This window comes from Streptomyces sp. HPF1205 (genome assembly GCF_020400825.1).
In the GTDB taxonomy this organism is placed as follows: Bacteria; Actinomycetota; Actinomycetes; order Streptomycetales; family Streptomycetaceae; genus Actinacidiphila.
Window position 1 is genome coordinate 40,119 of record NZ_JAINVH010000004.1, and the last position, 17,426, is coordinate 57,544.

Sequence of the window (17,426 nt, forward strand, 5' to 3'; positions counted from 1 at the left end):
CTCGTACAACGTACCCGGCGCGCCCGGCCGGCCCGTGACAGCCGTCGCCGCCCGGACCTGGTGGTGGTCCGGGCGGCGACGGGATGCGTCAGCGGTGCTCGCCGGCGGGGCCGGCGCTCAGCGGCGCTTGCCGGAGGGGCGGTTGCGGCCGCGGCCGGCCCGGCTGGGCTGGCTGCGGGTCGTGCGGCTCACCGACGACGGGCCCTGGGCGCCCGCGCCCGCCGCGGCGGGGGCGGCGTCCGCGTCGACATCGCCGTCGTCGTCGGACGCGGCGTCCGCGAGGTCGCCGTCCTCCGCCTCGTCCTGCCCGGCCGGGCCCTCGGCGGCCTTGCGCGCGTCGGCCGCCCGCTTGGCCAGGACCCGCTTGCGCAGCGCCTTGATCTGCGGCTCGCGCTCCTTGAACTCCGCGACGATCGGGGTCGCGATGAAGATCGAGGAGTAGGCACCGGCGGTCAGGCCGACGAACAGCGCGAGGGCGATGTCGTTGAGCATGCCGGCGCCGAGGATGCCGCCGCCGATGAACAGCAGCGCGGCGACCGGCAGCAGGGCCACCACCGTGGTGTTGATGGACCGCACCAGGGTGCTGTTCAGGCTGCGGTTGGCGACGTCGCTGTACGTGAAGCGGTTCTGCTTGGTGATGTCCTTGCTGGCTTCCTTCAGACCGTCGAAGACGACGACGGTGTCGTAGAGGGAGTAACCGAGGATCGTGAGCAGACCGATGACCGTACCGGGCGAGACCTCGAAGCCGACGATGGCGTACACGCCGGTGGTGATCGTGAGGTCGTGCAGCAGCGCGATGAGCGCGGCCGCCGCCATGCGCCACTCGAAGGCGATGCCGAGGTAGATCACCACCAGGACCAGGAAGATGATCAGGCCTTCGACGGCCTTCCTGGTGATCTCCTTGCCCCAGCTCGGGCCGACGATCTCCGCGTCGATCTTCGACGGGGTGAAGCCGAGGTCCTTGGCGATGTCCCGCTGGACCGTCTTGGACTCGTCGGTGGTCAGCCCGCTGATCTGGATGCGCAGGCTGCCGTTGCCGAGCTTCTGGACGGTGGCGGTGCGGCCGCCGGTGTCGCCGGCGATCCGGTGCTGGGCGTCGCTGACCGAGATCGACGTCTTGGGCGTGTTCAGGACGGCGCCGCCGGAGAAGTCGATGCTCTCCTTGAGGCCGTTCACGGCCAGGCCGATGATCGCGACGATCGTGACCAGGATCGAGAACGAGTACCAGATTTTCCGCTTCCCGACGAAGTCGTAGCTGACCTCGCCGCGGTGCAGGCGGTGACCGAGAGTGCCGAGCTTGGACATCAGGCTTCCTTCGTCTCGGTGTGCTGGCGGCGGACGCGGCGCAGCGGCGCCTTGACGCCCAGGCTCTCCGGGTTGAGCCCGGACCACTTGTGGCCCTGGGCGTAGAAGGGGCGCCTGGACAGGATCTTCATCAGCGGCAGGGTGAACAGGAAGACCACGGCGACGTCGAGCACTGTGGTCAGGCCGAGGGTGAAGGCGAAGCCCCGGACCTTGCCGACCGACACCACGTACAGGACGGCGGCTGCCAGGAAGGACACGAAGTCGGACACCAGGATGGTGCGCCTGGCGCGCGGCCAGCCGCGGGCCACCGCGGGCTGCAGCGACCTGCCCTCCCGCAGCCCGTCTCTGATGCGTTCGAAGAACACGATGAACGAGTCCGCGGTGATACCGATGGCCACGATCGCGCCGCAGACGGCCGGCAGGTTGAGCGCGAAGCCGATCGCCGAGCCGAGCAGGCACATGATCGTGTAGGTCAGCGCGGCCGACACCATCAGGCTGAGGACCGCGACGAAGCTCAGGCCGCGGTAGTACAGCAGCAGGTAGAGCACCACCAGCGCCAGGCCGACCGCACCGGCGATCATGCCGCCGCGCAGCTGCTCGTTGCCGAGGGCCGGGGAGACGGTGGTCTTGTCGGAGACGCCGAAGGCCACCGGCAGCGAACCGTACTTCAGCACGTTGGCCAGGTCCTGGGCGGACTTCTGGGTGAAGCTGCCGGAGATCTGGGCGCTGCCGCCGGGCAGGGCCTGCGAGACGCGGGGCGCCGAGACGACGTCACCGTCGAGGTCGATGGCGAACTGGTTGTTCGGCTGCTGCTGGGAGGCCAGGTCGCCGGTGACCTTGGTGAACTGGCCGGCGCCCTTGCTGTCGAAGGTCAGGTTGACCACCCAGCCGTTGCCGCCCTGAGTGTCGAAGGCCGCGTTGGCGCCGGAGACCCGCTTGCCGTCGATCAGGGTGGGGCCGAGCACGTACTTGTACCAGTGGCCGCCCTCCTGGCCGCAGGTGACGACCTTGTCCTTGGGGCCGTTCGCCGCGCGGGCCTTGCCCAGCGCGATGGAGTTCGTGCAGTCCAGTGCGGCGAACTTCTGCTGCAGGGCCGCGGGGATCGACAGGTCGCCGGTGGCGCCCGTGGCGCCGGGGCTCGTCGGCGCCGACGGGCTGCCGGTGGGCAGCGGGGTGGGGGCCTTGGCGGGTGCCTTGTCCGCGGCGGACTTCAGCGCGTCGGTGACCGCCCGGCCCTGCGGGGAGGAGCTCGACGTCGGGGTGGACGTGGCCTTCGAGCCGGCCTTCGGGGATGCGGAGGAACCGGGCGCCGTGGTCGCGGACTTCGAAGGCGTCGGGCTCGGGCTGCCGCTCGGCGAGGAGCTCGGGGAGGCCTTCGCGGGCTGGCCGTCCTGCACGGCGAGCACCTGGCGGAAGTCCAGCCGGGCGGTGGTGCCGACCTGCTGCTCGGCCTGGTCGGCGTTGGTGCCCTTGGGGATGTTGACGATGATGTTGTCGGATCCCTCGGTCTGCACCTCCGCCTCGGAGACACCGAGACCGTTGACACGGCGGTTGATGATGTCAACCGCCGTGTTCATGTTGGCCTTGGTGACCGCGTTGCCCTGATGGGGCTTCGCGGTGAGCGTGATGCTGACACCACCGGCGAGGTCGATGCCGAGGCGGGGCGTCCGCTGGCCGGAGATGAAGATGCCTCCGGTCAGTGCCACCAGGGCGACGAGGATCACGGCCAGAGCACGCCCGGGGTATCCCTGGCTCCCCGAGGACCTGCGGCCCTTGTTGGCTGCTGCCACCTTCTTGTTTCTCCCTGTTGTACCGCCCCGAGCCGAGCGCTCACGGGGTGGGGTCGAGTTGAGTGAGAGCCCGCCGCCTACTTCGAGTCGGCGCCGGCTCCGGTGCCGGCTCCGGAGCCGTTGTGCTCCGCGGCCTCCCCGGTCTTCTTCAGGTCGACGTGCTCGTCGTGCTCGCTGTGCTCGTCCTTCGCGCCCGCGGCGGTCCCCGTCCCGTCGTCGTGCGCGCCGCCGGCGGCGTCCCGGGCCGCGTCGGCGGTGTCCTCCCGCGTGCCCTCGGCGCCTTCGGCGTCCTCGGGCTCCTCCGGCTCGATGCCGTGCACGATCCGGTTGAACTCGTCCTCCGACAGCACGGTCCCGATGGCGTTCTTGGCGAAGTGCACGTGCACGCCGTCCGTGAGCTCCAGGAGAACCGTCTCCTCGTTGACCTCCTTCACCACCGCGTAGATGCCGCCGATGGTGCGGACACCGGAGCCCGGCTCCATCTTGTTGCGCATTTCCAAGGCCTGGCGCTGCTTGTTCCTGGCCGAACGGGTCATGAGGAACATGACGCCGATCATGACGATGAAGATGAGGATCAGGGGACTCACGGTCTGGACGTTCCTTCGCGCGGCCGGCTTGCGCCGGCCTGGGTCTCGGGATGTGGTTGCCGCTCCGGAGGAAGGGCGTCGGCGGAGTTTAAGCGCTGACTCGCCGTTGGAACAACGCCAAGCATGGCACTGGGGTTCCTCAACAAGCGAGTCCCCGCCAGGTCACGGCCCGAACAGCCCGGTCTGTCCCGGTCCGGCGGCACCTTGACCCGCTCCGCCGCCTCCTTGCGGGGGTACGAGGCCCAGGTGCGCCCAGGCCGCGGGGGTCGCCACCCGTCCTCGCGGAGTACGGGCCAGCAGGCCCTCACGGACGAGGAACGGCTCGGCGACCTCCTCCACAGTCTCACGTTCCTCCCCCACCGCGACGGACAATGTGGACAAACCCACAGGACCGCCTCCGAAAAGCTTCAGAAGGGCGTGCAGCACGGCCCGGTCCAGGCGGTCCAGACCGCGGGCGTCGACCTCGTAGACCTCCAGGGCGCGGGCGGCGACCTCGCGGGTGATCACTCCGTCGGCCCGCACCTGGGCGTAGTCCCGGACCCGGCGCAGCAGCCGGTTGGCGATGCGGGGGGTGCCGCGGGAGCGCCCGGCGATCTCCACGGCGCCGTCCGCGGCCACGGGGACGTCCAGCAGCCCGGCCGAGCGGTGGATGACCCGCTCCAGTTCGGCGGGCTCGTAGAACTCCATGTGGCCGGTGAAGCCGAAGCGGTCGCGCAGCGGCGGCGGCAGCAGGCCGGCCCTGGTGGTGGCGCCGACCAGGGTGAACGCGGGCAGCTCCAGCGGGATCGCGGTGGCGCCCGGCCCCTTGCCGACGACCACGTCGACCCGGAAGTCCTCCATGGCCATGTAGAGCATCTCCTCGGCGGGCCGCGACATCCGGTGGATCTCGTCGAGGAAGAGCACCTCGCCCTCCTGGAGGGAGGACAGGATGGCGGCCAGGTCGCCGGCGTGCTGGATGGCCGGGCCGGAGGTGATGCGGATCGGGGCGCCCATCTCCGCGGCGATGATCATCGACAGGGTGGTCTTGCCGAGCCCGGGCGCACCCGAGAGCAATACGTGGTCGGCGGTGCCGCCGCGCTTGCGGGCGGCCTTGAGCACGAGGTCCAGCTGCTGCCGCACCCGCTCCTGCCCGATGAACTCGTCCAGGTCCTTGGGGCGCAGTGCCGCCTCCACCGCCTGCTCCTCGCGGTCGGCGTCGGCGGCGACCAGTCGCTCGGCCGCTGCGTCGGGGGCGTCGTCCCAGTTCATGATGGTCTTCCGGGTCGGGGGCGGTTCTCGGTAACAGGTGGTTCTCGGTACGGGTGGTTCTCGGTGCGGGAAGGTTCGGTACGGGTGGGCGGTGCGGGGTGCCGGTGCCGGGCCCGCCGCGTCGCGGGTGCGGCCCGGCGGGGCGGGGACCGGCGGGCCCGTGCGCGGGCCGCGGGTCAGCGGGTGCGGTTCAGGCTCTGCAGGGCGGCCCGCAGCAGTGTGCCGACGTCGGGCCGCCGGTCGGCCTCGGCCTGCGGGGTGACGGCCGCCAGCGCCTCGTCGGCCTCCCGGGTGCCGTAGCCGAGCCCCAGCAGAGCGGCGTGCACCTGCTCGCGCCAGGAGGCGCCGACCGGGCTGCCGACGCCCCGGTCGGCTCCGGGCCCGCCCGCGGGCTCGCCCAGCCGGTCCTTCAGCTCCAGCAGCAGCCGCTGGGCGCCCTTCTTGCCGATGCCGGGGACGGCCGTCAGCGCCTTCTCGTCGCCCGCGGCCACCGCCGCCCGCAGCGCGTCCGGCGAGTGCACGGCCAGCATCGTCTGCGCCAGCCGCGGGCCGACACCGCTGACGGTCTGCAGCAGCTCGAAGACCAGCTTCTCGTCGTCGTCCGCGAAGCCGTACAGCGTCAGGGAGTCCTCGCGGACCACCAGGGAGGTGGCGAGCCGGGCGGGCCGGCCGACCCGGAGGTCCGCGAGGGTGCCGGGCGCGCACTGGACGGCCACGCCGATGCCGCCGACCTCGATCACCGCGGTGTCGGGGGCGAGCGCGGCGACCGGGCCGCTGACGAAGGCGATCATGTGGCGGGCTCCTGGGCTGGTCCGGCGGTCTTGCGGTGGGCGGCGACCGCGCGCTGAAGGCGGCTGTCGGCGGTGCCGCGCCATATGTGGCAGATGGCCAGGGCGAGGGCGTCGGCGGCGTCGGCCGGCTTGGGCGGGGCGTCCAGCCGCAGCAGCCGGGTGACCATCGCGCCGACCTGCGCCTTGCCGGCCCGGCCGCTGCCGGTGACGGCGGCCTTGACCTCGCTGGGCGTGTGGAGGTGTACGGGCAGCCCCCGCCGGGCGGCGCAGAGCACGGCGACCGCGCTGGCCTGGGCGGTGCCCATCACCGTACGCACGTTGTGCTGGCTGAAGACGCGCTCGACGGCGACCGCCTCGGGACGGTGCTCGTCCAGCCACGCCTCGACGCCGCGCTCGATCTGCACCAGCCGGGTGCCGATGTCCGCCTCGGCGGGCGTGCGCACCACCCCGACGCCCACCAGTGCCAGCGGACGGCCCGCGGCCCCCTCGACCACGCCGATCCCGCACCGGGTCAGCCCCGGGTCCACCCCCAGCACCCGCACCGCGCTCCCCTCCCTCCCGCTCGCCCGATCCTGCCTGCTCCCGCAGGCTATCGGTTGGCACCGACAATCGGCGCGAACGCGGGAGGGGCCGGCCGGGGATGTCCCGGCCGGCCCCTCCCGACGCGCCTCAGGCGTCGACCTTCTCCATGATCTCGTCGGAGACGTCGAAGTTCGCGAAGACGTTCTGCACGTCGTCGCTGTCCTCAAGGGCGTCGATCAGCTTGAAGATCTTCCGGGCGCCCTCCTCGTCCAGCTCCACCTGCATGGTGGGGACGAAGTTGGCGTCCGCCGAGTCGTAGTCGATGCTGGCCTGCTGCAGGGCCGTGCGGACCGGCACCAGGTCGGTGGCCTCGCTGATCACCTCGAAGGAGTCGCCGAGGTCGTTGACCTCCTCGGCGCCCGCGTCGAGGACCGCGCCGAGCACCTCGTCCTCGGTGAGATCGCCGCTCTTGGGGACGATCACCACGCCCTTGCGGTTGAACAGGTACGACACCGAGCCGGGGTCGGCCATCGAGCCGCCGTTGCGCGTCATGGCCACGCGGACGTCCGAGGCGGCGCGGTTGCGGTTGTCGGTGAGGCACTCGATCAGCACCGCGACACCGTTGGGCCCGTACCCCTCGTACATGATCGTCTGGTAGTCGGCGCCGCCGGCCTCCAGACCCGCGCCGCGCTTGACGGCGCTGTCGATGTTCTTGTTCGGGACCGACTGCTTCTTGGCCTTCTGGATCGCGTCGAAGAGCGTGGGGTTGCCGTCCGGGTCGGCGCCCCCGACCCGGGCCGCGACCTCGATGTTCTTGATCAGCTTCGCGAAGAGCTTGCCGCGCTTGGCATCGATCACGGCCTTCTTGTGCTTCGTCGTCGCCCATTTAGAGTGGCCGGACATCCGACAGTCTCCTTCGCGTCACCAAAACTCGCCGTACTTCGTCGCTCGGTCGATCCTACCGGGACACGGTCAGCTCTCGGTGCGCACCATGTGCACGAAGAGTTCGTGCACCCGGTGGTCACCGGTCAGTTCCGGATGGAACGAGGTGGCCAGCACCCTTGCCTGGCGGACGGCCACGATGTGGCCGTCGTGCTCGGCCAGGACGTCGGCCCGCGCGCCGACCGACTCCACCCAGGGCGCGCGGATGAAGACGCCCTCCACGGGCCCGCCGGCGACGCCGGCGACGTCCACCAGCGCCTCGAAGGACTCGTTCTGCCGGCCGAAGGCATTGCGGCGGACGATCATGTCGATGCCGCCGAAGGTCTCCTGGCCCGAGCGCGGGTCGAGGATCTTGTCGGCGAGCATGATCATGCCGGCGCAGGTGCCGTAGACCGGCAGGCCGTCGCGGATGGCGGCGCGCAGCGGCCCCATCAGCCCGAACAGCACGGCCAGCTTGGAGATGGTGGTGGACTCGCCGCCGGGCAGCACCAGGCCCTGCAGGCCGGCGAGTTCCTCGGGGCGGCGCACCTGCCTGGCCGCGGCGCCCGCCGCGGCCAGGGCCGCCAGGTGCTCCCGCACGTCGCCCTGCAGCGCCAGGACGCCGATGGTGGGCTGGACGGTCACGGGCTCACCAGCCCCGGTTGGCGTAGCGGTCGGCCTCGGGCAGGACGTCGATGTTGATGCCGACCATGGCCTCGCCCAGGTTGCGGGAGGCGTCCGCGATGACCTTCGGGTCGTCGAAGAAGGTGGTCGCGCGGACGATGGCGGCGGCGCGCTTGGCCGGGTCGCCGGACTTGAAGATGCCCGAGCCCACGAACACGCCCTCGGCGCCGAGCTGGCGCATCAGCGCGGCATCCGCGGGGGTGGCCACGCCGCCGGCCGAGAAGAGCACGACCGGCAGCTTGCCCAGCTCGGCGACCTCCTTGACCAGCTCGTACGGGGCGCGCAGCTCCTTGGCGGCGGCGTACAGCTCGTTGTTGTCCAGGCCGCGCAGGCGGGAGATCTCGCCCTTGATCTGCCGCAGGTGGCGGACCGCCTCGACGACGTTCCCGGTGCCGGCCTCGCCCTTGGAGCGGATCATGGCCGCGCCTTCCGCGATGCGGCGCAGGGCCTCGCCGAGGTTGGTGGCACCGCAGACGAAGGGGGTGGTGAAGGCCCACTTGTCGGAGTGGTTCACCTCGTCGGCCGGGGTGAGGACCTCGGACTCGTCGATGTAGTCGACGCCGAGCGCCTGGAGGACCTGGGCCTCGACGAAGTGGCCGATGCGGGACTTGGCCATCACCGGGATCGAGACGGCGTTGATGATCCCCTCGATCATGTCCGGGTCGGACATCCGGGCCACGCCGCCGTCCTTGCGGATGTCGGCGGGCACCCGCTCCAGGGCCATGACGGCCACGGCGCCGGCGTCCTCGGCGATCTTCGCCTGCTCGGGGGTGACGACGTCCATGATCACGCCGCCCTTGAGCTGCTCGGCCATGCCGCGCTTGACGCGCGCGGTGCCGGTCGCCGGGGTCGGTTCGGTGGACGGGGTGGTGGACACGGTGACCTCACTCCTGACGAAAGGGGCTTTTCCGTTATCGTCCAGCGGCCGATCGACGGCCGGAAAGGGCCAATTCCGCTCAGGTGGCTCCTCCGGACGCCACCGCGGTCCCGCGCGTCCCGCAGCTCCCCCGCCGTCCCGTACGCCCGCGCGTCCCGCCGCTCCCCCGGCGTCACAGCGCCGAGGCGCCGCCCTCCGCGGTGAGCGCGGCCGGCGGCTCGTCGTCCATCTCGAAGGCGAGCGGGAAGGGGGCGTGGCCGGCCAGGCGGAACCAGCGCACCACGCGGTGCTCGCGGACGGCGCGGGCGGCGCGCACCGCGTCGTTGTGGAAGCGCCGGGCCATCGGTACCCGCCGCACCGCCTGCGTGAGCTCGCCGATGGCCGCCGTGCCGCCGGGGGCCTGCCGTACCGCCGTGACGGTGTCGGTCTCGGCGAGCACCGCCCGCAGCGCCTGGCTCAGTTCGCTCTCGGCGACCTCGCGCTGCTCCGGCTCGGCGGAGCGGGCGGCGTGCGCGGACTCGTACAGCACGATCGAGGCCGCGGGGTCCAGTACGCCGGCGGTGGCCAGTTCCTGCGCGACCGACGCCCGCCGCAGCAACTGGGCGTCCAGCGCGGCCCGCGCCGCGTCGATACGCGCGTGCAGCCGGTCCAGACGGCCGGCCGTCCAGCTCAGGTACAGGCCGACGGCGACCAGGGCGACGGCGATCAGGATGATGGTGGTGGTCACGGGCGGCAAGGCTACCGGCGCGGGCGGTGCCCCGTTCGGGCCGGTTCACAACGGTCGTACCAGCGGGAGGCGGGTGACGGCGGGTGGACGCGGGTGGATCAGTCCCGGGCGAGCCAGAACCGCCCGCGCAGCCCGGTGCGTTCGTCGGCCGCCACGCTCGCCGCGCCGTCGGTGACCGTCTCGTAGACGGCGAGGATGTCGCCGCCGACGACGGACCAGTCGAAGCGGCGCACATGGGCGCTGCCGCGGGCGCGCAGTTCGGCGCGGCGGGCGGGGTCGGACAGCAACCGGACCGCGGCGGCGGCGAGTTCGTCCGCGTCCTCGTTGGCGAACAGTTCGCCGGCCGCGCCCTGGTCGAGCACCTGGGCGAAGGCGTCCAGGTCGCTGGCGAGCACGGGCGCGCCCGCGGACATGGCCTCGACCAGGATGATGCCGAAGGACTCGCCACCGGTGTTGGGCGCGACGTAGAGGTCGACGCTGCGCAGCAGCCGCGCCTTGTCCTCGTCGCTGACCATGCCGAGGAACTCCACCCGGTCCCGTACCGGCGCGGGCAGCGACCCGAGTGCCTCCTCGGCGTCGCCCCGCCCGGCCACCAGCAGGCGGGCGCCCGGGTGTTCGGCGAGGATCGCGGGCAGCGCCCTCATCAGGACGGGCAGGCCCTTGCGGGGTTCGTCGATCCGGCCGATGAAGCCGATCGTCTGCCCCTGCCACTCCGGCTTCGGCTCCGCCCGCGCGAAGAAGTCGACGTCCACGCCGTTGGGGATGACCACCGCGTCCCCGCCGAGGTGCTCGACCAGGGTGCGCCTCGCGTACTCGCTGACCGCGATCCGGGCCCGGATCTTCTCCAGCGCGGGCTGCAGGATCGGGTACGCGGCGATCATCGCGCGCGAGCGCGGGTTGGAGGTGTGGAAGGTGGCCACGATGGGGCCCTGCGCGGCCCAGCACGACAGCAGGCCGAGCGAGGGGGAGGCGGGTTCGTGGATGTGGATGACGTCGAAGCGGCCCTCGTGCAGCCAGCGGCGCACCCGCGCCGCGGACAGGAAGCCGAAGTTGAGCCGGGCCACCGAGCCGTTGTACGGCACGGGCACGGCCCGCCCGGCCGAGACCACGTAGTCCGGAAGCGGGGTCTCGTCGTCGGCGGGCGCGAGGACGGAGACCTCGTGGCCCAGTGCGATGAGATGCTCGGCAAGGTCCCTGATGTGGAACTGGACGCCGCCGGGCACGTCCCACGAGTACGGGCAGACGATCCCGATCCTCACGTCGTCTCCGTCTCCGTCTCGGTTTCCGTCGCCGTCCCGGTTTCCGTCGCCGTCTTCGGGTCGCGCGGGGCGGGGGGCCGCCCGGACGCCGGACCGGCGTCGGGCCGGGGGTCCCGGGCGGGCAGGTCCGCCAGCCACAGCCGCTGCAGCATGTGCCAGTCCTCGGGGTGCGCGGCGATCCCCGAGGCGTAGGCGTCGGCGAGGGCCTGGGTCATCACGCCGGTGCGCACGGCCCGCTCGTCGCTGGGCGGGACCGGCACCGGCGGGTGCACCCGGCCCCGCATGACGGGCGAGTCGTCGTACCAGAGGGTGACGGGCAGCAGCAGGGCGCCGGTCTGCTGGGCGAGCGCCGCGGGTCCGGCCGGCATGCGCGTCTTCTCTCCGAAGAAGTCGACCTCGACGCCCCGCGCGGACAGGTCCCGCTCGGCCACCAGGCAGACCAGGCCGCCGGCCCGCAGCCGCCGGGCGAGCGTGCCGAAGGCGGCGGCGCCGGTGTGCGGCAGCACCTCCATGCCCAGGCCCTCGCGGTAGGCGACGAAGCGGTGGTAGAGGCTCTCGGGCTTGAGCACCTCGGCGACCGTGGTGAAGGGCGTCTCCAGCGCGGTGGTGACCCAGGCGCCGGCCAGGTCCCAGTTGGCCATGTGCGGGAGGGCGAGGATGACGCCGTTGCCCGCGGCCAGCCCGTCGGTCAGGTGGTGCACGTCCTCGGGGTCGAAGCCGCCGCGGATGCGGTCCTTGCTCCAGGCGGGCAGCCGGAAGGACTCCATCCAGTAGCGCAGGTACGAGCGCATGCCCGCCCTGGACAGCTCGCGCAGCCGCTCGGGACCGGCGTCCGGCACCACGCGGGCCAGGTTCGACTCCAGGCGGCGCACCCCCTTGCCGCGCTGCCGCCAGGCCGTGTCGGCGATGGTGCGGCCCAGCGCGCGGGCGGCGGGCTCGGGCAGCGCCTTGACGGCGCTCCAGCCGAGCCCGTACATGCCGTCGGTGAGGCGTTCCTTCACACGCCGCTCCGGTGCTCGGCGGCCCGCAGCGCGTCGGCCGCGTCGGCCTCGGCGGCCTCGCGGCGCACGGTGACCACCCGCTGGACGAGCGTGACCAGGCTGCCCGCGGCCACCACCCACAGGGCGATCGGCAGCAGCCACTGGATGCCGGGCACCCCGAAGGTGCGGTGGAAGCCGGACAGGCCGCACAGCACCAGGGTGATCACCAGGCGCTCGGAGCGCTCCACCAGGCCGTTGACGTCGACCGGCAGTCCGATCGCCTCGCCGCGCGCCTTGGTGTACGACACCACCTGGCCGCTGGCCAGGCAGAAGATCGTGACCGCGCAGAGCACCAAGTCGTCGCCCTTGCCCGCGTACCACATGGCCAGGCCGCCGAAGACGGCCCCGTCGGCGACACGGTCGAGGGTGGAGTCCAGGAAGGCGCCCCAGCGGCTCTTGCGGCCGGCCTGGCGGGCCATGTTCCCGTCGATCAGGTCCGAGAAGACGAACAGGGTGATGACCACCGTGCCCCAGAAGAACTGCCCCCTGGGGTAGAAGGCCAGCGCGCCCGCCACGACCCCGGTTGTCCCGATCAGGGTCACCGCGTCGGGGCTGACCCCCTTGCGCAGCAAAAACGCGGCGAACGGCGTGAGAACACGCGTGAAGAACGCACGCGCGTACTTGTTCAGCATGGCCTTCCCGACTGGCTCGGTGGTTCGGTGACGTCACGGGGGTGACGTCTGAGCTGACATCTGAGCTGACATCGAACACGGCGGCCGGATCGGCCACCGGGATGGCCCATCGTAGCCAGCCGCCGGGCCCCGGACGCGCGGGGCGTTGCCCGGACGGCCGACCCTACCGGCAGATGTGCGACGTATGGACGCACCGTGACCGTCGTGGGAAGGTCGAAAGACCGCAGGCGTCGATGAGGAGGCCTGACCGGGTCTCCCCATCGCGCTCCCCTGGACCGGGAGGCGAGAGCACATGGGTGGTGCATCCGACAGGAGAGACGTACAGCCGGGAGCCGCCGGAAGGGCACCGGCGGCCGACCGCCCCGAGACGGTACGGAACGTGGTGCTGGTCGGCCACAGCGGAGCCGGAAAGACGACACTCGTGGAGGCCCTGGCGCTGGCCGCCGGGGCGGTCAACCGGGCCGGCCGCGTCGAGGACGGCGGCTCGGTCTCCGACCACGACGAGATCGAGCAGCGGCAGCAGCGCTCGGTCCAGCTCTCCCTCGTCCCGGTGGAATGGGGCGGCATCAAGGTCAACCTGCTGGACACGCCGGGCTACGCGGACTTCGTCGGGGAGCTGCGGGCCGGGCTGCGGGCGGCGGACGCGGCGCTGTTCGTGGTCTCGGCCGCGCAGGACGGCGAGGGCATCGGCGGCGCGACCCGGATGGTGTGGGAGGAGTGCGCGGCCGTCGGGATGCCGCGCGCGGTGGTCGTCACGCACCTGGAGTCGGCGCGGGCCGGCTTCGAGGAGACGGCCGCGCAGTGCGCCGCGGAGCTAGGCGGCGACGACCCCGACGCGGTGCTGCCGCTGTACCTGCCCGTGCACGGCCCGGCGGGGCCCGACGGCCACGCCCCGGTCACCGGCCTGGCGGGGCTGCTGTCGCGGAAGGTGTACGACTACGCCTCCGGCGAGCGCCGCGAGGCCGAGCCCGGCCCCGGTCTGCTCCCGGAGCTGACGCAGGCGCGCAACCGGCTCATCGAGGGCATCATCGCCGAGAGCGAGGACGAGACCCTCATGGACCGCTACCTCGGCGGCGAGGAGATCGACGTCAAGACGCTGATCACGGATCTGGAGCGGGCGGTGGCCCGCGGCACCTTTTACCCGGTGCTGCCCGCCGCGCCCGCCGCCGACGGCGCCCGGCACGGCCTGGGCACCCTCGAACTGCTGGAACTGGTCACCGGGGGCTTCCCCACCCCGCTGGAACGCGAGGTCCCCGCGGTGACCAGCCCCGACGGCGGCAGCGAGCCCGGCCTGGCCTGCGACCCGGCCGGCCCGCTGGCCGCCGAGGTGGTGAAGACGTCCTCGGACCCGTACGTCGGCCGGATCAGCCTGGTCCGGGTGTTCTCCGGCACCCTGCGGCCCGACGAGACGGTGCACGTCTCGGGGCACGGCATGGAGGACCGCGGGCACGAGGACCACGACGTGGAGGAGCGGGTGGGCGCGCTGTCCTCGCCGTTCGGCAAGCTGCAGCGGCCGGTGCCGTCGGCGGCGGCCGGCGACCTGGTGTGCGTGGCCAAGCTGAGCCGCGCCGAGACGGGTGACACGCTGTCCGCCAAGGACCACCCGCTGCTGATGGAGCCCTGGCAGATGCCCGATCCGCTGCTGCCGGTCGCGATCGAGGCGCACAGCAAGGCCGACGAGGACAAGCTGTCCCAGGGCCTGTCGCGGCTGGTGGCCGAGGATCCGACGATGCGGCTGGAGCAGAACCAGGACACCCGCCAGGTCGTCCTGTGGTGCATGGGCGAGGCGCACGCCGACGTGGCGCTGGAGCGGCTGCGCGGCCGCTACGGCGTGCGGGTGGACACCGTGCCGTACAAGGTGCCGCTGCGCGAGACCTTCGGCGCCTCCGCGGCCGCCCGCGGCCGGCACGTCAAGCAGTCCGGCGGCCACGGCCAGTTCGCGATCTGCGACATCGAGGTCGAGCCGCTGCCGGTGGGCTCGGGCATCGAGTTCGTGGACAAGGTGATCGGCGGCGCCGTGCCGCGCCAGTTCATCCCCTCGGTCGAGAAGGGCGTACGCGCCCAGGCCGCGCGCGGGGTGGCGCTCGGGTTCCCCGTGGTCGACATCCGGGTCACCCTGGTCGACGGCAAGGCGCATTCGGTGGACTCCTCCGACGCGGCCTTCCAGACCGCGGGCGCGCTCGCGCTGCGCGAGGCCGCCGCGGGCGCCCGCATCCACCTGCTGGAACCCGTCGCGGAGGTCACCGTCATGGTGCCGGACGCGTACGTGGGGCCCGTCATGAGCGACCTGTCCGGCAGGCGTGGCCGGGTGCTGGGCACCGAGCAGGCACCCGGCGGCCGTTCCCTGATCCGCGCGGAGGTGCCCGAGATCGAGATCGGCCGCTACGCGGTGGACCTCCGGTCGCTGTCGCACGGCACCGGTCGGTTCGGCCGCCGCTACGCGCGGCACGAGCCGATGCCGCCGCAGCTCGCGGCGAAGCTGCGCGAGCAGCAGGACGAGGAGGCGCACGCGCACGCCCGATGAGCCAGGGTGAGCGTGAGAGCGTCCGGTTGACGGTGACGTCGTGTCAGTTGTCCCCGGATCGAGGCCAATCGGCGGCTCGCGCCCCCACCGCGGGCCGCCCCGCCGCTAATGTGGACAGTGCTCCGAACGTGTGACGTGGGCGTCGGCGGGGAACGGTCCGGTCGGAGCGGTGGACGTGAGGCGTGTCGTGCCGTGCCGTGCGGACGGCGGAGTGGGGGCTTGCGGTGACGGACGGGTTCGACTTCAGCCCGGGGGCGCAGGTGCCGCTCCTGGGCTCCGACGGGGAGACGGGCGCGACCCAGGCGCTGGCCTCGGCCGCCTACCGGGACTCCGCTGTGACCGCGCTCGTCGACATCAACGACAGCGCGTCGGTCACCGCCCCCCGGCTGCGGCTGTTCGAGCCCAACCTCGGCGAGGCGTGGGGACGGGCGGTCCAGGTCAGGATGCTCGGCGGTGGGCGCGAGCAGGTGGTGCAGTCCTTCGGGATCGAGCCGCAGACCGTGGTCGAGCACTGCCTGGCGGCCAACCGCATCCGGCAGGAGCGCGACATCCGGCTGACCGTCATCATGGTCGTCTCGGGGCTGCTGTTCCTGCCCGGCGTGCTGCTGTGGCTGGGCGCCTTCCAGCTCCGCAGGTCGCTGGTCTCGCTGCGGGAGAAGGGCAGCAGGGCGGGGGCGCTGGGCGGCGTCGTGATCGCCGTGGCGGTCGCCTTCACCGCCTTGATGGCGATCAGGCCGCCCTTCAGCGGCTTCTGGCAGCTCTACTGCCGGGTGGTGATGATCGCCCCGGTGATCGGGTGGTACGTGGCCAAGCGGATCTGCGAGAGCACCGCGAAGGACCTGCGGGCCCGCTGGGCCGACCTGGCCGGCGGCAGCGGGATCGGCGCGAAGATCCCCGAGGCGGTCCCCCGCAACCCCGGCCAGGTGCGCGCCGAGACCCTGCGGCAGAGCTTCGCCAAGCTGGCCGCCGAGCAGAACAGCAACGTGGTCTTCTACGCCGGCCCCAAGGGAATACTGGGCATGGGCACCCGCTGGGCGAGCTGGCAGATGGCCGAGGAGCTGATCCCCGTCGAGGGGCTGAAGGAGATCAACCCGTTCCGGAGCTGGGACGTCGTCCGCGCCATCCACGACCGGCTGCGGATGCTGGAGCGCGGCCCGCTGCACACCGGCGGCTTCCCCAAGCCGTCCATACGGCACTGGATCGTGGTCCCGATAGGCGAGAAGGCGGGCAAGATCAGCCGCCCGACCGGTTCCGACGTCGAGGGCTACACCGTCAAGGACTTCGAGATCCAGCGGATCTGCAACGAGCAGCAGTTCGGCAAGGGCAACCGGCACTACCTGGGCACGCAGTTCACCCTGTGGGACGGCAACCTGGTGATCACCCTCATGGTGACCGTCACGGTCCTGGCCAGCACCCTGCGGGTGGAGGTCACCGGCCACGCGCTCGGCCCCGTCAACGGCCTGTTCACCTCCGGCCCGCCGGCCAAGGAGAAGACGGTCAGCAAGACGGTGCGGTTCTGGGAGACCAAGAAGGTCGCCCTGCCGCTGATCGAGCCGGCCGAGGTGGTGCGCCTGGCCGCCCGCGCCCCGCTCACCTGGTTCCCGCCGGTCCTGGACTACCTCGGCGGCACCCTGAAGCTGCCCGAGCCGTTCGGCCTGCGCCACACCTGGGCCGACAAGCCCTGGGCGCACCGCTTCATGGCCGACGACGCGCTGCGGGCCGCCACGCCCGTGCTGCGGGCCGTGCACGCCGCCGCCATCCAGGTCATGCAGGAGAACGGGGTGGACACCTCGCACTTCACCAGCCGCTCGATGGTCCTCAGCGGGCTGGTCCAGGGCGTCGAGCCCTCGAAGGCGGACCTCTACGACGCCTGAGCCGGCGGTCGCGTCGTGACCGCCGGCACGGCGGCGGTCACGACGGCCAGATGTCGGCGAGCATCTTGCGGGTGTCCTGGAGGAGCTGCGGCAGGACCTTCGTGTGGCCGACGACGGGCATGAAGTTCACGTCGCCGCCCCAGCGCGGCACCACGTGCTGGTGGAGGTGCGCCGCGATACCCGCGCCGGCCACCGAGCCCTGGTTCATGCCGATGTTGAAGCCCTGCGCGCCCGACGCGGTGCGCAGGGCGGTCATCGCGCGCTTGGTCTGCGCGGCCAGTTCCCGCGTCTCGGCCTCGTCCAGGTCGGTGTAGTCGGCCACGTGCCGGTACGGCACCACCATGAGGTGCCCGCTGTTGTACGGGTACAGGTTGAGCACCACGTACACGTGCTCGCCCCGCGCGATGATCAGTCCGTCCTCGTCGGACTCGGCCGGGACCGCGCAGAACGGGCATCCGTCTCCGGCACCGGGGCCGGTGGGCTTGTTCTCGCCCTGGATGTACGCCATCCGGTGCGGGGTCCACAGCCGCTCGAACGCGTCCGGCACCCCCGCCCCGGGCTGCTGCTCCGGCTCACTCGTCATGCGGATCAGCATAGGACTTCCGGCCCCGGTCGCGTGTCGCCGGGCCCGTCACCCCCACCGCC

At 72.4% G+C, this 17,426-nt stretch carries 16 protein-coding genes; 2 read left to right on the forward strand and 14 right to left on the reverse strand.

Annotated elements, in window-relative coordinates:
- Nucleotides 1-117: 117 nt before the first annotated feature.
- From secF to pgsA, 13 genes are all read right to left on the reverse strand, one after another.
- Nucleotides 118-1,305 carry a protein translocase subunit SecF gene (secF, locus tag K7G61_RS06080; protein WP_225845623.1) on the reverse strand — a complete coding sequence of 396 codons (1,188 nt, stop codon included), beginning with the start codon at nt 1,303-1,305 and terminating at the stop codon, nt 118-120.
- Nucleotides 1,305-3,095, reverse strand: coding sequence for a protein translocase subunit SecD (secD, locus tag K7G61_RS06085; protein WP_225845624.1), 1,791 nt, complete (start codon nt 3,093-3,095; stop codon nt 1,305-1,307). Before secD ends, secF begins: the two co-directional genes overlap by 1 nt.
- A gap of 77 nt (nt 3,096-3,172) precedes the next feature.
- Nucleotides 3,173-3,682: a preprotein translocase subunit YajC gene (yajC, locus tag K7G61_RS06090; RefSeq protein WP_225845625.1), complete on the reverse strand. Its 510-nt coding sequence runs from the start codon at nt 3,680-3,682 to the stop codon at nt 3,173-3,175.
- A gap of 162 nt (nt 3,683-3,844) precedes the next feature.
- A complete protein-coding gene (ruvB, locus tag K7G61_RS06095; protein ID WP_225845626.1) occupies nt 3,845-4,930 on the reverse strand; it encodes a Holliday junction branch migration DNA helicase RuvB in 1,086 nt (361 codons plus the stop codon).
- A 176-nt stretch (nt 4,931-5,106) separates the two neighbouring features.
- Entirely contained in the window at nt 5,107-5,721 is a 615-nt protein-coding gene (gene ruvA, locus K7G61_RS06100) for a Holliday junction branch migration protein RuvA (protein WP_225845627.1), read from the reverse strand.
- Nucleotides 5,718-6,263 (reverse strand): crossover junction endodeoxyribonuclease RuvC, encoded by a 546-nt coding sequence (gene ruvC / locus K7G61_RS06105; RefSeq protein ID WP_225845628.1) that lies wholly within the window; start codon nt 6,261-6,263, stop codon nt 5,718-5,720. Before ruvC ends, ruvA begins: the two co-directional genes overlap by 4 nt.
- A 127-nt stretch (nt 6,264-6,390) precedes the next feature.
- Entirely contained in the window at nt 6,391-7,146 is a 756-nt protein-coding gene (locus K7G61_RS06110; RefSeq protein ID WP_225845629.1) for a YebC/PmpR family DNA-binding transcriptional regulator, read from the reverse strand.
- 69 nt (nt 7,147-7,215) lie between these two features.
- Nucleotides 7,216-7,809: a pyridoxal 5'-phosphate synthase glutaminase subunit PdxT gene (gene pdxT, locus K7G61_RS06115; protein WP_225845630.1), complete on the reverse strand. Its 594-nt coding sequence runs from the start codon at nt 7,807-7,809 to the stop codon at nt 7,216-7,218.
- Between the two features lie 4 nt (nt 7,810-7,813).
- Nucleotides 7,814-8,725, reverse strand: a complete 912-nt coding sequence (gene pdxS, locus K7G61_RS06120; RefSeq protein WP_225845631.1) for a pyridoxal 5'-phosphate synthase lyase subunit PdxS — start codon at nt 8,723-8,725, stop codon at nt 7,814-7,816.
- Nucleotides 8,726-8,897: 172 nt separating this feature from the next.
- Nucleotides 8,898-9,461: a hypothetical protein gene (locus tag K7G61_RS06125; protein WP_225845632.1), complete on the reverse strand. Its 564-nt coding sequence runs from the start codon at nt 9,459-9,461 to the stop codon at nt 8,898-8,900.
- A gap of 89 nt (nt 9,462-9,550) precedes the next feature.
- Nucleotides 9,551-10,711 (reverse strand): glycosyltransferase family 4 protein, encoded by a 1,161-nt coding sequence (locus K7G61_RS06130; protein WP_225845633.1) that lies wholly within the window; start codon nt 10,709-10,711, stop codon nt 9,551-9,553.
- Nucleotides 10,708-11,688, reverse strand: a complete 981-nt coding sequence (locus tag K7G61_RS06135; protein ID WP_263983995.1) for a phosphatidylinositol mannoside acyltransferase — start codon at nt 11,686-11,688, stop codon at nt 10,708-10,710. Before K7G61_RS06135 ends, K7G61_RS06130 begins: the two co-directional genes overlap by 4 nt.
- A gap of 20 nt (nt 11,689-11,708) precedes the next feature.
- Nucleotides 11,709-12,383, reverse strand: coding sequence for a phosphatidylinositol phosphate synthase (gene pgsA, locus K7G61_RS06140; protein ID WP_225845635.1), 675 nt, complete (start codon nt 12,381-12,383; stop codon nt 11,709-11,711).
- A 292-nt stretch (nt 12,384-12,675) separates the two neighbouring features.
- Here pgsA and K7G61_RS06145 point away from each other — a divergent pair, with 292 nt between their 5' ends.
- Nucleotides 12,676-14,907: an elongation factor G-like protein EF-G2 gene (locus K7G61_RS06145; RefSeq protein WP_225845636.1), complete on the forward strand. Its 2,232-nt coding sequence runs from the start codon at nt 12,676-12,678 to the stop codon at nt 14,905-14,907.
- Nucleotides 14,908-15,131: 224 nt separating this feature from the next.
- On the forward strand, nt 15,132-16,781 hold the full coding sequence (locus K7G61_RS06150) for a hypothetical protein (protein ID WP_225845637.1): 1,650 nt from the start codon (nt 15,132-15,134) through the stop codon (nt 16,779-16,781).
- A gap of 37 nt (nt 16,782-16,818) precedes the next feature.
- Here the strand turns inward: K7G61_RS06150 and K7G61_RS06155 are convergent, their stop codons facing one another.
- On the reverse strand, nt 16,819-17,376 hold the full coding sequence (locus tag K7G61_RS06155; RefSeq protein WP_225845638.1) for an HIT domain-containing protein: 558 nt from the start codon (nt 17,374-17,376) through the stop codon (nt 16,819-16,821).
- Nucleotides 17,377-17,426 lie beyond the last annotated feature (50 nt).

Bases quoted from the DNA above. Each gene is read 5' to 3' on its own strand.
- secF (WP_225845623.1), bottom strand. From the start codon at position 1,305: ATGTCCAAGCTCGGCACTCTCGGTCACCGCCTGCACCGCGGCGAGGTC.
- ruvB (WP_225845626.1), bottom strand. From the start codon at position 4,930: ATGAACTGGGACGACGCCCCCGACGCAGCGGCCGAGCGACTGGTCGCC.
- ruvA (WP_225845627.1), bottom strand. From the start codon at position 5,721: ATGATCGCCTTCGTCAGCGGCCCGGTCGCCGCGCTCGCCCCCGACACC.
- K7G61_RS06110 (WP_225845629.1), bottom strand. From the start codon at position 7,146: ATGTCCGGCCACTCTAAATGGGCGACGACGAAGCACAAGAAGGCCGTG.
- K7G61_RS06135 (WP_263983995.1), bottom strand. From the start codon at position 11,688: ATGTACGGGCTCGGCTGGAGCGCCGTCAAGGCGCTGCCCGAGCCCGCC.
- pgsA (WP_225845635.1), bottom strand. From the start codon at position 12,383: ATGCTGAACAAGTACGCGCGTGCGTTCTTCACGCGTGTTCTCACGCCG.
- K7G61_RS06145 (WP_225845636.1), top strand. From the start codon at position 12,676: ATGGGTGGTGCATCCGACAGGAGAGACGTACAGCCGGGAGCCGCCGGA.
- K7G61_RS06155 (WP_225845638.1), bottom strand. From the start codon at position 17,376: ATGCTGATCCGCATGACGAGTGAGCCGGAGCAGCAGCCCGGGGCGGGG.